Origin of the sequence: Tetragenococcus halophilus (genome assembly GCF_001712815.1) — a bacterium.
GTDB classification, from domain to species: domain Bacteria; phylum Bacillota; class Bacilli; order Lactobacillales; family Enterococcaceae; genus Tetragenococcus; species Tetragenococcus halophilus.
Map to the genome: position 1 here is coordinate 923,512 of NZ_CP012047.1, position 14,366 is coordinate 937,877.

Here is a 14,366-nt window from a genome sequence, read left to right on the forward strand (position 1 = left end):
AAATGGCAGCAGTAAATTTTGTAATTATAGGTTACGGTGGCATGGGTAGTTATCATGAAAAGAACTTAATGTTTTCCGAAAAAGAAAAGATCAACTTAGTAGGCGTTTACGACATCTTAGAAGAAAGACAAGAAGTGGCTCGTGCAAAAGGTTTATCCACCTATGAAAGTTTTGAAGAAGTTCTAGCTGATGAAAGAATAGAAGCGGTGTTGATTGCTGTGCCTAACGATCTGCATAAAAGTATGAGTATCGCTGCATTAAAAGCAGGAAAACATGTGGTTTGCGAAAAACCAGCAACTTTAAATACGGAGGAATTTGATGAAATTCTTGCCGTTGCAGCAGACACTGGCAATCGTTTTATTGTTCATCAAAACCGTCGATGGGACCCAGACTTCTTAATTGTACGGGACTTGTACCAAAGTCAGCCGATTGGTTCAGTATTTCAAATCGAATCACGTGTAAATGGCGCTAACGGTATTCCAGGCGATTGGCGTCATCTAAAAAAACACGGCGGTGGCATGCTTTTGGATTGGGGGATTCACTTATTAGATCAGATGCTTTGGCTGGTTGATTCACCGATTAAAGATGTCCAAGTAGATTTTAGTTATGTTTTAGGAGATGAAGTCGACGATGGCTTTATTAGTTTTATTACTTTCGAAAACGGTATAAAAGCAATTGTTGAAGTCGGAACCACAAATTATGTGAAGTTGCCGCGATGGTATGTTAAAGCAACAGAAGGTACCGCTCGAATCGATGATTGGGATCTTTCCGGAGAGATGATTCGTGCTGTACAAACTTCAAATGAAACAATGCCACAACCAATTCAAGCGGGCGTCGGTTTAACAAAAACTATGGCGCCACCTTCAGAAGATGCAACAGAAACATTAAGTTTACCCAAAGCATCCGCTGAGTATGATAGCTTTTACAGCAATGTTTATCATGTCATCCGTGATGATGCTACACCTATTGTAAAAAATACAGAAGTGCGCAATGTATTACAGTTGATTGAGCAGATGTTTGAACAAGCAGGATAAAATAAATAACGGAAAGCCAGCATACTTGTTCTGACTTTCCGTTATTTTATTATGAGCTGGTCTGTCTGGATTTTAAATTAGCAACAAATTTTTTGAATAAATACTAAAAATAATACTTGCAATAGAAAGCGGTTCATGATAATTTAAGTAATAGACATTTAAAGGACTGTTACTGGGATGGACCAGGCATAACCTAAATAAATTAACATAAGACAAAATTGTTTACGCTATTTTTGTGTTGTGTGTTTATTTAGGTTTTTTATTTTGTTAAAAGAAAATGAGGGAGAAGGTTCAATTATGAGTAAAGATAATTACGATGAGCTAGCTCGTGATATTATTGATCACGTGGGTGGTGAAGAAAACGTAGCAGGACTACGTCATTGTATTACGCGTTTACGTTTTAATTTAAAAGACGAAAATAAAGCGGATACAGATTATTTGAAAAATAGAGATGGTGTTGTAACGGTCATGAAAAGTGCTGGACAATACCAAGTTGTTATCGGAGAACAGGTAGCAGAAGTTTATGAAGCAATAGTAAACCAAACAAGCATAGGCGGTGACACTTCTGCTAGTGAAACTAGTGAGGGTGGCAATGAAAATGATAATCGTAATGTACTAGATAAGTTTATTGATTTTATTTCAGGTGTCTTCCAACCATTTTTGATGGCTTTAGCTGCAACTGGGATGATCAAAGGTCTTGTAGCGTTATTAGGTACAGTAGGTGTTGATCCAGAAAGTGGCGTATATCAAGTCTTAAACTTTGCTGGAGACGGTTTTTTCCAATTCTTACCAGTGATGGTTGCGATAACTGCTGCTCGTAAATTAAAGATGAATGAATTTACAGCTTTAGCAATTGCGGTGGCTTTTTTACACCCAGAAATCAATAATTTGATGACAGGAGATGTCATGTATACCTTGTTTTCCGGTACGGCATTTGAGTCGCCAATTTACTCCACTTTTTTAGGAATTCCTATTATTATGCCACCTAACGGTTATTATTCCGCAATTATTCCTATATTAGTTTCTGTATGGTTGGGTTCTGTGGTAGAAAAGTGGATAAAAAATATTATTCCAAGTGTTGTTCGTTCTTTCTTAACGCCATTTTTCACAGTGATGATCGTTTTTGTGATTTCCTTGATCGTGATTGGACCCATTGCTAATTGGGCCTCAGCATTAGTCGGACAATTCTTCCTTGTTGTTCAAGGATTCAGTCCATTGCTATTTGGTGCTTTACTAGCTGTTGCTTGGCAATTATTGGTTATCTTTGGCCTGCATTGGGGTATTGTACCGATTATGTTTATCTTACTAGCTGAACAAGGTTATGAATCGATTGGCCCTGCCATGGTTTCATCAACATTTGGTGTATTAGGTGTTGTAATTGCTCTGCTTATCAAATCTAAAGCTAAAAAAGTTCGAGATATTGCTTTACCAGGTGCGATTTCACTGGCATTTGGTGTATCAGAACCTACAATTTATGGCTTAATGTTACCAATGAAACGTTCTTTCTTGTACGCATTAATTGGTAATGCAGTTGGTGGTGCTTATATCGGGGCTATGAGTGTAGTAGGTTATCGGACAGGCGGTTTAGGTGTATTTTCAATCTTTAATACAATTAACCCTAGTGGTAGCTTAGATATGAATTTTTGGAATGTCATTATCGGTTTTACTTTGTGTACTGTCGTTGGTTTTGTACTTCAAATGATGTTCCCAGTACCATCTATAGACGGCAATGGCAATGAAGGACAAAGTGAAAATATCAAAAGCGATGAACAAGGTCTAGCAAGCAAAGAAGAGTTACAAGAAAGCGCCAAAGAAGATATCATTGCGAGTCCCATGCAAGGACAACTTGTTCCAATGAGCGAAGTGAGTGATGAAGTCTTTTCAAGTGAAGCTCTAGGAAAAGGCGTTGCAATTAAACCTGAAATTGGTGAGGTAAGAGCACCAGCTAATGGTATTATCTCAACGCTATTTCCGACTGGCCATGCGGTTGGTATGACAACTGATGAAGGGACAGAAATTCTCATTCATATTGGCTTAGACACTGTTGAATTAGAAGGAAAATACTATGAAATTAGTGCAGAACAAGGTCAACAAGTAAAAGCAGGGGATTTATTAATCAAATTTGATAAAGAGGGTGTAGAAAGTGAAAACTATGACACTATTACACCCGTCGTAATTACAAATTCTGCTGAGTTTCAAACGATCGACGTAACCGAAGAAACACAAGTTACACCAGGAGATTATTTGTTGACGGCGGTGAAATAAATAGTAGTTAGTTTTCCCGCATCTCGAGCAATGAAGTCTGCAAAAAAACTATGGATTAATTCGTTTTTTTAGCGATTGTCCGTAGTTTTTTATATAGTAGTGAATCTTAACGCAAGTAAAAGAAGCAATTAGTTTTATCAGAAATCATAGCGCTGCTAAGCAGAGGATACGAATACTAAAAAGAAAAGAGATGGATATTTCAAGTTTAGAAAATTCCTACGATAACGCAAAGTTGCATCAATTTTTATCTGATATCAAAGCTTTACAGAAGCAGTGGGTAGAAACAGACAGCTGAGCAATGGGAAGACATTCAATCTTATTTGAAAACCTCCAAGATCTAGTATGAAATAAATGATACGCGCAAGAACGAGCTGTTTTTTAGTGGGCTATTTTTAAAACAGAAGAAGCGGCGATAAGAAAACAATTAAATGAACTGGGCGTTTTATTTGAACAAAATCCTTATGAAAGTCTCCTAAAAAGATGCTAACAGATGCAAAAGATAAGCAGTACCGTTTGTGGAAAAAAACAAAAAGAGATGACCAAACAAATTGGTAAATTGCGACAGCAAGTTTTTTGTTTGCAACTAAATGAAAAAATTTTACTGATTAAAATTCAGCGGGCAAAAGCCAAAGAAAATCTTGTCAACTTCTGTCTGACGAAATCGAAAAAACACGAAGACGTGTGAACGCTTTGGAATATATGACAATTCCTGAGTTGGAAGAAACAATTTATTACATTCGAATGAAGTTAGAAGAAGACGAACGTGCGGGTGTTACAAGAATGATTAAGGTAAAAAATATGCGAAATGATTAAACAATATAAAAAATTGCGGAGCGACGAAAAATGTCTATCCGCAATTTTTTATTTTAAATTTTTAAGAAGAACGTAATTATTCTCTATGAACATCTTTCAATGTAACAGGCGCAGCAAAAGTATGGTAATTCATTCCAGAAATATCACTATTTTGTAGAATGGATTGCTGATTTTGACTAATCGAAATCATACCGGCTGTATCCTCCATTACTTCTTTTTCTGCCGCAATTAATGTCTCCCAGCGTTTTACTGGATCGTTGGCGTATTTTCCAGATGCATCATCTAAAAGTTGATCATAAGTTTCGTTGGAATAATTTCGATCATTACCTGAATACAAGGTATTTAAAGTTGAAATTGGATCTTTATAATCAGGTGTCCAGTAGATTAAAAACATGTCGTAATCACTATCGCGGGCTAAATTCAATGCAGATTCAGTGGGCATTGATTTCATATTGACTGTTAGCCCGTCAAAAAGGTCCTGCCATTGATATTGAATGCTTTCTCCCATTTTTTTATAGTTTCCTTCATCGGTTACAAGTAATTCTAATGTTATTTCGTCTCCTAGTTCTTCTTGGGCTTTTTCCCAATAAGAGAGCGCTTGATCTTTATCATATTTCATTAAATCCCCTGTGTCTTCTCGGAAGTCCTCCCCCGTTTCTGGATGCGAGATAAAATCTTTTGTTATTGCGCCATGTAAGGGTTCAGATCCATCGGCAATCACATTATTTACTAAGTTTTCCTTATCAACTCCCAGGGCTAATGCCTTACGTAGATCTTCGTTTTTTAGTGGTGTATCTTTACCCGCTCGCTCTTGGTTTAAACGAATATAATTCATTGTAGCAGTAGGATAATCTTCAAAATCCTCGTGGTTCAAATTCTGCCTAGCCATTTCTCCAGTCAGTGTTGCGACATCTAATTGACCGTCGTTATATAAATTTAAAGCCGTTGAAGACTCTTTGACTACGTCGTAATGAATTTTATCAGCTTTCACATTTTCTTGATCCCAATATTTATCATTTTTCGCTAGTTCCCAATCTGTTTGAGATTGGTCCCAGTTTTCTACTACAAACGGTCCATTGTAAACCACAGTTTCGCTACTGCTACCATAATCTTCTCCAAACTCTTCAATAGCATTTTGATTTTGGGGAAAGAAAGTAGGAAATGTTAATAGAGAAGTAAAATAAGGAGTTGCTTCATTTAAATGAATTTCTAGTGTGTGATCGTCAAGTGCTTCAATGCCAAGTTCATCCACTTCTTTTTCTCCTGCTGCAATGGCTTCGGCATTTTCCATTGTATCTATTAACAAGAAGCTATATTCCAATGCATTTTCTGGATCTATCATTTTTTTCCAGGCAGCTTCAAAGTCATCTGCAGTGACGGGGTCATCATTTGACCAGCTAGCATCTTCCCTTAATTGGATGGTATACGTTTTCCCATCTTCAGAGATGTCTGGCATTTCTTTTGCAACTGCGGGAATGACTTCGTCTTCTTCATCGAGGGCATATAGTCCTTCAAAAGCCGCAGTTTGGACAATAGCATCTGGAAAATCAAGCATATTCGAAGTATCAAGCGTTGTTAATTCGGATTCAGACATAAGACGAATCGGTTGATTTTCTTGCTCTGCTTCATTCGTTTTCCCAGTTGAACAGCCAGAAAGAATAAGTAATGTTACAAATAGGCAACTTTTAGTTAACATGGCTTTTTTCATTTACTTTTCCTCCTTTCTTTCAACTAAAAACCAAACAACAACAGCGGGCTCCTTGCTGTCATTATAATTTATATGACCTTCATTTTTTTCAATCAATTGGGCATCCCCAGCTTTTCCTAAAATATCTTCTCCATTTTCTAAAATTGTATGGGCTAGTCCCGAAATAATGTAAGAGAATTCATCTTGCTTATGGTAAGAGTAGCCTTGTTTTGGATGTTTTTCTCCTGGTTGTAGTGTAATCAAACCCATTGTAACGTTTGAGTTGGGCTGATTTGTTGGATCGAAAAAATGATTGATATTGCTTTTAAGTGTTGGTTTTAAATGCATGAAAGCCTCCTAAAAAGTATATTTAAGCCTATCATACCGGAAAATAGGCGATTGTCAACACAATAATCTGAATAGGTTTAATTTTCTGAAAAATAATGATGTACTTATCTTAGTTTGATAGAAATAGTTAAACTAACAAAACATCTAAAAGGAGAATTGTGGAAAACTTCTTTGTTAATTTTTCTTTTTTATCTGCGATAATAAGTTTTTACTGGAAAGATAAGTAAATACGATTATTTTATAAGGCTCAAAATGTTTCACATACTGAAAAACATTTTGAGCCTTATGAAATAAATTGAAATGTTTATTTATTTTTTAGTATATAATAATTCCCTAATAATTCTACAAAAGCTAGCAATTTATATTTACCTGTCCGTTCTAAGTCATGATCACCAAGGGTCACAACTGTATCGAACAAAGAAGATAGTTTCATATGTGAATTTTGAGTAATCAAAATATTTGAGGCCTTTGAATTAATGATCGATAATGTTAAATCCTTTTGCATGACTAGTGATCCCTCCAAGGAGACAACAATTGCTAGGTCATTTTTTTCTAATTGCGGAATGATTTCATGTTGTTTTCTATTGTCTACCGGGTATATGGCTTCTTTACCACAGTTTAAAAGAATGGTTTGTAAAACCATAGTGATATTTCCGGGTATCAAGGTGGAGAATAGATAAACTCGCCGGCATTCATGTATTTTATTACTTACTTTTTCGACTTGTTTTGCATCAAAGTTATCAATAAAAGCGTGAAATTCTTGTCCTACTGTTTGTAACTCATTTAATAATAACTGACTCGTGCTTTGTTTTTCATTTCTAGCTAAAAGGTCAAGTTCTAGTTCGTTTTCTTCAAGTTGAATTAAAAAATAATCTTTTTTAAACTCACTAAATCCTGTATAACCTAATTTCTTAGCAAAACGTGTAACACTTGCTTCAGAAAGGTGACAGGATTTAGCAATATCAGTAATAGTAATGGTCTTCTGATAAAGGTTTTTTAAAAGATATTGGGCAATAAGATATTCTGTATCTTTAGTTTGATAATGATTTAAAATATCTTGTAAAGAAAGAATTAATCCTCCACTCATAATATGCAACACTCCCTTGTCTGAATTGTATCTTTAATTTTCACAAATTGAAAGTCAGAACTAATATATGAAAGTGCAATAACAAATTCGAAAATGGAAGCGCTATTTATCGTGCTATGATTAAATTAACAACTGATGAAAGGGAGAATTTAAATGAAACTACGTGAAGATTTTTATTGGGGAAATTCTGTATCCAGTATGCAGACAGAAGGTGCTTGGAATGAAGGAGGAAAGGGAAAATCTGTCTACGATACTAGAGAAGCTAGCGAGAATGCTTCTGATTGGAAAGTAGCAACTGATTCTTATCATCGTTATCTAGAGGATTTTGATTATATGCAAGATTTAGGCATGAATATGTATCGCTTTCAAATTTCTTGGAGCCGGGTAAACCCAGCGGGCAATGGAGAATGGAATGAAGAAGGGATCGCTTTTTACGATCAATTTATTGATGAGTTAATCAGTCGTGGTATCGAACCGATGATTTGTCTGTATCATTTTGACATGCCTTTACATCTGGCTGAGGCTTATAATGGTTTTATTTGCAAGGAAGTCGTTGATGCTTTTGTTCGTTATGGCAAAGAAATGGTCGATCGATTTGGTCATAAAGTGAAGCACTGGTTAACGTTTAATGAACAAAATATTTTTAGCATGCCGGAGGAAAGCTTTATTGTTTCGGGCTATTTGACAGGCGAAAAAACCTTGGAGAAATTATATCAAATTCAACATAATACTATGGTTTGTCATGCTAGTATTGCTAACTATATTCACGAAACAACAGATGCTCAGATCAGCGGGATGCTTGCTTATCAAGAAGTTTATCCTGCGACGAGTCATCCTGAAGATGTCCGTTTAGCACGTGAATTTGATGAATTTATGAATCATCATTATTTGGAAATGTACACTTATGGCAAACGTTCAGACTCTTATTTGCAGTTTATTAAAAATCGCCAATTTGATTTAGCTATTACTGAAAATGAATTGGCTGAAATTAGTAAGCTAAGAAGTGACTATTTAACCTTTAGCTATTATTCTAGTACAACAATTGATCATAAGCTGGTTCCCCAAGGTGTGGCACCTAATGAGTACATACAATTTGGTAAAAAGGAAAATCCTTATATTGATACCACAGAATGGGATTGGCAGATTGATCCTAATGGTTTTCGTGATATTTTAAATAAAATATACCAGCGCTACAATTTACCTGTTTTTCCAATTGAAAATGGTATTGGTGTGATAGAAGAGTGGAATGGCAAGGATCCAATCGAAGATGACTACCGTATTGATTATCACAAAGAACATCTACTCGCTTTATTAAGAGCAGTTAATGAAGATGGGGTCGAGGTACTAGGCTATCTTGGCTGGGGTTTAATCGATATTTTAAGCTCGCAGGGTGATATGCGCAAACGCTATGGTGTGGTCTATGTTAATCGAGAAAATCATGATTTAAAAGATTTAAAACGTGTGCCAAAGAAAAGTTACGATTGGTTTAAAAAGGTCATTCGAACGAATGGTGACTATCTTTTGAAATGAGGGATAAAAAATGAATAGTAAATTTATGGATAAATTTGTAGAGATGGCTTCGAAAATTGGGAATCAAGTTCATTTGCGCTCCTTACGTGATGCCTTTGCAACGATCATTCCTATGTTTATTTTGGCAGGTTTGGCTGTGTTAATTAATAATGTTTTGTTTCCCTTTATTTTTTCTGGAGAAACTTTAGCGATTGCTCAGGATTTCGGTAATAGTATTAATAATGGGACACTCAATATTGCTGGATTATTGTTGTGTCCAACCATTGCTTATTTTTTGTCATCAAATAAAGGATTTGCTAACCCGATTTCAGCTGCTGTGGTTTCACTGGCAACTTATATTACTATTATGCCTTTAGCAGTAGAGGTGCCATTTAATGAAGATACGATCGAAACGACTGGGGCTTTAACTTATGCCAATTTGGGTACAGAAGCAATGTTTGTAGGCATTATCATAGGGCTTTTAGCAACAGAACTATTACTAGCTTTAAATAAAAGTAAAGCTTTACAAATTAACTTAGGTGAACAAGTTCCACCAGCTGTCTCAAAATCTTTTAGTACGATGTTGCCTGCTATTATTACTGTTTCCCTATTTGCAGCTCTTTCTTTACTTTTACAGATTACAGTTAATATGGATCTAATTACTTTAATTGTGATGCTGATTCAACAGCCATTACGGAGTGTGGGAACAAGTTTGATTGGCTGGCTATTCTTATATAGCTTTGGAAATCTATTGTTTACTTTTGGGATTCATCAATCAGTGATTAATGGCCCTTTTACTGAGCCTTTTCTAACGCAAAATATTAATGAAAATATGATTGCTTATTCTCAAGGAACAGAACCTCCCAATATTTTAACGATTAGCTTCCAAACATCTTTTGCACAGATGGGAGGAACCGGTGCGACCTTTTGTTTGTTAATTGCAATTCTTATATTTTCACGGATGAAACCTTATCGGGAGGTTGCTAAGCTAAGTCTAGCACCAGGCCTATTTGAAATTAATGAGCCGATGATTTTTGGCTTACCTATTGTATTTAATATTCCGATGATTATTCCTTTTGTTATTGTTCCCATTGTACAAGCTTTAATTGCCTACGTTGTGACAGCAATAGGTTTGGTTAGTAAGACTGTGGTCTTTATTCCTTGGGTCACACCGCCTGTTATCAGTGGTTATCTAGCAACTGCCGGTGATTGGCGTGCACCTATTTTGCAAATTTTATTAATTGCGATAGGTGTAATGATTTATTTACCATTTTTAAAAGTTAGTGAACGTGTATTGAAACGTCAAGCTGAGATGAATAGTTAAATAAATAAAACAGTAAGAATGGGTCGATAAAATTTATCATTCTTACTGTTTTATTTTTGTTTATATGTAGAATGAATAAAAAAGCATAAAATATTGTTTATTCAAGCTAGGAATAAATAATTTAAGACAAAATTATTCAGGTCAAAATATGTCAGCCGAAGAAATTAAAGCAGTAGAAAATTCTGCGAAATTAATGAGGATGAAGCTTTCAAACGAAGAAATTTTGACAATGGGAATGTCTGCCGGAACTGATGGCTCGAAATTTTTAATCGATCAACCGAATGGTTTTGACTATGCTATGTTTGGTCCGGGTAATGATACAATGCATAAAGATAATGAAAGTTTATCCAAAGCAATGTATTTTGATTTTATTGAAATCTTCAAGCAATTGTTTACCGAGTATTTAAGCTGATTGAAGTGATGAAGTAGTTATTTATTGTTGTTGTTAGGATTTTGTTAGCTTTTTATTTTATAAATATAAGTGCTAAACTATTAATGTAAGTAAATTTTGTGAGGAGTGTTGACTAATGGACAAAAAGAAGAAAGTCGCTTTACTTTCCGAACTGATTCGAGTGAAGTCAGTTAACGGAGACGAAAAAGATGTAGCTAAAATTTTAAAAAGAGAGTTAGATGACGCGGGAATAGCTAATGAAATTTTACCTTTTGGTGATAACCGAGCAAACTTAGTTGCAACGCTTGGTCAAGGTCATCCTGTATTAACTGTTTCTGGTCATATGGACGTCGTTGAAGTGGATAAAGAAAACTGGGCTACCGATCCATTTAAATTGGTCGAAAAGGACGATATGTTTTACGGCCGTGGTGTGACGGACATGAAAGCTGGTTTAGCGGCTTTAGTTATTGCTATGATAGAATTAAAAGAAGCAGGTACTCAACTGAATGGAACAATTAAGTTACTAGCAACTGGTGGCGAAGAAGTGGGGCAACCAGGTGCAGAAAAACTGACAGAGCAAGGCTACATGAAAGATGTTGATGCTTTATTAATTGCCGAACCAAGTGGCTATCGTTGTGTTTACGCAAATAAAGGTGAATTAAATATCACCATCGATTCTAAAGGACAAGCAGCACACAGCTCCATGCCAAAAGCTGGCGTAAATGCGGTTGAACATCTACTACATGTATTAAATACAATTGAAAATAAAGTTAAACAAGCAACCGATGGTATTGAAAATGAAGTACTAGGAGATACGGTATTTAATATTGATGTCATTCATGGCGGAAATCAAATTAATGCAATCCCAGCTTCAGCTCAGGCTCAAATTAATATGCGAACGATCCCTGAATTTACTAATGATCAACTAGAATCAATCTTTAAAGAAACAATTGCTGATTATAATCAAGATACCGATGCGCAAATTGATTACACAGTAACGATGAATACGATAGCTATTACTGGAAATAAAGACTCTTCTTTGATTCGTTTAATTCAAAAAATTGGAACACCGTATCTGCAAAATCAAGGAATGTCAGAAGAAGAAATCAAACAAGCTAAAAAATCAGCGGAGTTAACGGGAATGAAATTTTCCGCCGATGAAATTTTAACGATGGGTGTTTCTGGCGGAACAGACGGTTCGAAATTCTTGATCAATCAACCCAACGGATTTGATTATACGATGTTTGGTCCAGGTAATGATACGATGCATAAAGATAATGAAAGTCTATCTAAACCAATGTATTTTGATTATATTGAAATGTATAAACAACTATTTAGCCAATATTTAAAATAAGTAGCTTAAGTATTGCTGAAAAAAGCAAGTGAATGTAGCCTAGCAATAGGTCATTTACTTGCTTTTTTTTATTGTTATTAACTAAAACTTGAAAGTTCAAAAATACAGTTCATCCCTTGATAAATAAACGTTTTTTGATACAAAAATAGCATGAACCACTCAAATCCTGGTATAATAGAATCAACGAAAAACCACTAACCAAGGAGTGTTCATGCCATGTCAATTATAACACAAACAACGCCAAACTCAGAAAAAATTTCTACCTCTGTGTCTGATTTTTTTCATCAGTTCCATGTAGCTTCTGCGTTGAAAAAATCAAACGCAGTCCATAAAAGGGGTTTTTCGGTTCCTGTTATTTTTTCTTTTTTATTGGCCTCGATCTTTACCAACGGTTCTACCTATCGGTTTTACCAAAAGCAGAAGGAACAATTGTCTTTTTCGGATAAGACCTTTCGCAATGTCTTGAATGATCCGCACATTCATTGGCAAAAATTACTGATCTTAGTGGCTAAATCCGTCATTACTTTCCTACGTCCATTGACGGGTGATGCCCGAAAAACCACATTTATCGTGGATGACTCCATGTATACCCGCTCGAATGCGAAAAAAGTGGAATGTGCCGCTTTACAATACGACCATGCCAAGAAAAAATATTTCAAAGGATTTCGTTATTTACAATTAGGCTGGAGTGATGGCAACAGCTTTGTCCCCGTCGCTTTTTCCTTGCTCTCCGGGAAAAGAAAGCTCCAATCTGATCTTGATATCGGGGACCAACGCACGAATAGGGGGAAACGTAAAGCTCAAGCGCTTCGTAAAGGCACAGAAGTGACACTGGAACTGCTTCGATCGGCTTTGAACCAAGGGATCCATGCGGATTATGTCTTATTCGATACTTGGTTTTCCAGTCCCAAAATGTTCCAACAGATCCGTGACCTGAAATGCCACTGCGTAGCGATGGTCAAACGTAGTCAAAAGATCTACTACCGTTATCAAGGCCAAAAGATGGATGTCAAAGAAATCTTCAAACGAAATAGGGTAGAGGGGAAATAAGATTTCCGCCCCTCCCGTCGCACCGTACGTACGGTTCTCGTATACGGCGCTCCATTTGTATTGTTTTCACGCTTGATTAAGATAGTAATTTAAAGGATTGACCAATCCAGGTCGATCCTTTTTCTTTATGGCTAAAACTTTCGGACTTAGGATAAAATTGACGACGTCCATACCACATTTCCTATACCAACCTAACCTCGAATTTGCCACCTTATAAATATTCTCTTTGGTAAAATGGCATTTGAATAATCGGTTTAATTGTTGTAGATTCGTATAGATTCGTTGTGGCAGTTTCCATTGCTTTATGATGATCACTCGGACTTTATGTCGTAGCCATTGTCCAAACTTTGCTAGATAGGTTTTCATACGCCCGATACGGTAGTAATTGATCCAGCCTCTTATCGTTTGGTTGAGTTTCGTGAATGTCACCGCTAAGGGTCGTGACACAGCCTGTTTTCTTTTAAGGATGGCTTTCGTTTTATCATAGAGCTTTGTTTTACTGACTTTGCTCGGTTTACACTGCCAACCCTTCTGGTTCTTCCAGAAGGTAAACCCTAAAAATTGACTCTGTGTCGGTCGTACCACCTTGGTTTTTGTGACGTTCACTCGTAAGAAAAGCTTTCTTTCAATCCAACTCGTAATAGATTTCATTACACGATTGGCTGCCCGCTCACTTTTGACAAAGATATCCGTATCATCCGCATAACGGACAAAATAGAGTCCTCTTGCTTCTAGTTCTTTATCCAATTTGTCCAGATAAATATTCGCTAAAATGGGACTTAAAGGTCCGCCTTGCGGAACGCCCGTTTCATTCGGACGAACAAAGCCATTTTCCATAATCCCTGCTTTTAAGAAAACACGTATTAAGTGAAGCGTTTCTCTATCTTTGACCCGTTCTCTAAGGGTCGAGATTAATTTATCATGATGAACCGTATCAAAATATTTCTCAATGTCCATATCAATGAGCCATTCATAACCTTCATTCAAGTAATCAAGAACTTTTTCAATCGCTTGATGTGCACTTCGATTGGGACGAAAACCATAACTGCTTTCACTGAAGTGAACATCGAAAATGCGACTCAGCTGTTGCGCGGTTGCTTGTTGTACCACACGGTCCACGACACTTGGAATCCCTAAAGGTCTTTGTTTTCCATCGGGCTTAGGGATATAAACTCGTTTGACTGTTTTCGGACGGTAAGTCATCGATCGAATCTCTTGAACAAGGGAATGTCCGTGTTGATAGAAATAATGGTCAAGTTCGTCGACTGTCATTTTATCAACACCCGGAGCGCCTTTATTCTTTTTGACCTGCTCGATGGCTTGTCTCATGTTTTGCTGGCTCGTGATCTTTTCAATGAATCTCATGCGCTGTTCCTCCTCTAGGTGTAGATGGATCCAAGATCGTCCTCACTACTTTTCCCATCGATAGTTACGTTCTACCGTTCTAGGGTATCCTCGTTTCCGGACTGCTTGGATATTTTCTTCTAGCGATTCACACTATACA

10 protein-coding genes and 2 pseudogenes are annotated in these 14,366 nt (G+C 36.4%); 8 read left to right on the forward strand and 4 right to left on the reverse strand.

The window, feature by feature from the left end; translation table 11 throughout:
- Window positions 1-2: 2 nt before the first annotated feature.
- The 3 genes and pseudogenes from AC806_RS04395 to AC806_RS11685 form a co-directional block, all read left to right on the forward strand.
- Window positions 3-1,034, forward strand: coding sequence for a Gfo/Idh/MocA family protein (locus AC806_RS04395; RefSeq protein WP_069028860.1), 1,032 nt, complete (start codon window positions 3-5; stop codon window positions 1,032-1,034).
- Between the two features lie 297 nt (window positions 1,035-1,331).
- The gene (locus AC806_RS04400; RefSeq protein WP_069028861.1) at window positions 1,332-3,299 is read left to right on the forward strand and encodes a beta-glucoside-specific PTS transporter subunit IIABC; all 1,968 of its coding nucleotides are present in this window, start codon (window positions 1,332-1,334) and stop codon (window positions 3,297-3,299) included.
- A 633-nt stretch (window positions 3,300-3,932) separates the two neighbouring features.
- Window positions 3,933-4,112, forward strand: a pseudogene (locus AC806_RS11685) (V-type ATP synthase subunit D); the annotation flags it as partial.
- Between the two features lie 76 nt (window positions 4,113-4,188).
- Here the strand turns inward: AC806_RS11685 and AC806_RS04410 are convergent.
- The 3 genes from AC806_RS04410 to AC806_RS04420 all read right to left on the reverse strand — a co-directional run bounded on the left by AC806_RS04410 (window position 4,189) and on the right by AC806_RS04420 (window position 7,234).
- Window positions 4,189-5,820, reverse strand: a complete 1,632-nt coding sequence (locus AC806_RS04410; protein WP_069028862.1) for a peptide ABC transporter substrate-binding protein — start codon at window positions 5,818-5,820, stop codon at window positions 4,189-4,191.
- On the reverse strand, window positions 5,821-6,147 hold the full coding sequence (locus AC806_RS04415; RefSeq protein WP_061840435.1) for a cupin domain-containing protein: 327 nt from the start codon (window positions 6,145-6,147) through the stop codon (window positions 5,821-5,823).
- A gap of 304 nt (window positions 6,148-6,451) precedes the next feature.
- Window positions 6,452-7,234 carry a MurR/RpiR family transcriptional regulator gene (locus AC806_RS04420; protein WP_069028863.1) on the reverse strand — a complete coding sequence of 261 codons (783 nt, stop codon included), beginning with the start codon at window positions 7,232-7,234 and terminating at the stop codon, window positions 6,452-6,454.
- Between the two features lie 198 nt (window positions 7,235-7,432).
- Here AC806_RS04420 and AC806_RS04425 point away from each other — a divergent pair, with 198 nt between their 5' ends.
- The 5 genes and pseudogenes from AC806_RS04425 to AC806_RS04445 form a co-directional block, all read left to right on the forward strand.
- The gene (locus tag AC806_RS04425; protein WP_069029387.1) at window positions 7,433-8,764 is read left to right on the forward strand and encodes a glycoside hydrolase family 1 protein; all 1,332 of its coding nucleotides are present in this window, start codon (window positions 7,433-7,435) and stop codon (window positions 8,762-8,764) included.
- A 10-nt stretch (window positions 8,765-8,774) separates the two neighbouring features.
- The gene (locus tag AC806_RS04430; protein ID WP_069028864.1) at window positions 8,775-10,067 is read left to right on the forward strand and encodes a PTS sugar transporter subunit IIC; all 1,293 of its coding nucleotides are present in this window, start codon (window positions 8,775-8,777) and stop codon (window positions 10,065-10,067) included.
- A 148-nt stretch (window positions 10,068-10,215) separates the two neighbouring features.
- Window positions 10,216-10,479, forward strand: a complete 264-nt coding sequence (locus AC806_RS04435; protein WP_069028865.1) for a M20/M25/M40 family metallo-hydrolase — start codon at window positions 10,216-10,218, stop codon at window positions 10,477-10,479.
- A gap of 115 nt (window positions 10,480-10,594) precedes the next feature.
- Window positions 10,595-11,812, forward strand: coding sequence for an ArgE/DapE family deacylase (locus tag AC806_RS04440; RefSeq protein WP_069028866.1), 1,218 nt, complete (start codon window positions 10,595-10,597; stop codon window positions 11,810-11,812).
- 216 nt (window positions 11,813-12,028) lie between these two features.
- Window positions 12,029-12,847: pseudogene (locus AC806_RS04445) on the forward strand (IS4 family transposase); the annotation flags it as partial.
- 81 nt (window positions 12,848-12,928) lie between these two features.
- On the opposite strand, the gene ltrA reads toward AC806_RS04445, so the two are convergent.
- The gene (ltrA, locus tag AC806_RS04450) at window positions 12,929-14,227 is read right to left on the reverse strand and encodes a group II intron reverse transcriptase/maturase (protein WP_014124523.1); all 1,299 of its coding nucleotides are present in this window, start codon (window positions 14,225-14,227) and stop codon (window positions 12,929-12,931) included.
- Window positions 14,228-14,366 lie beyond the last annotated feature (139 nt).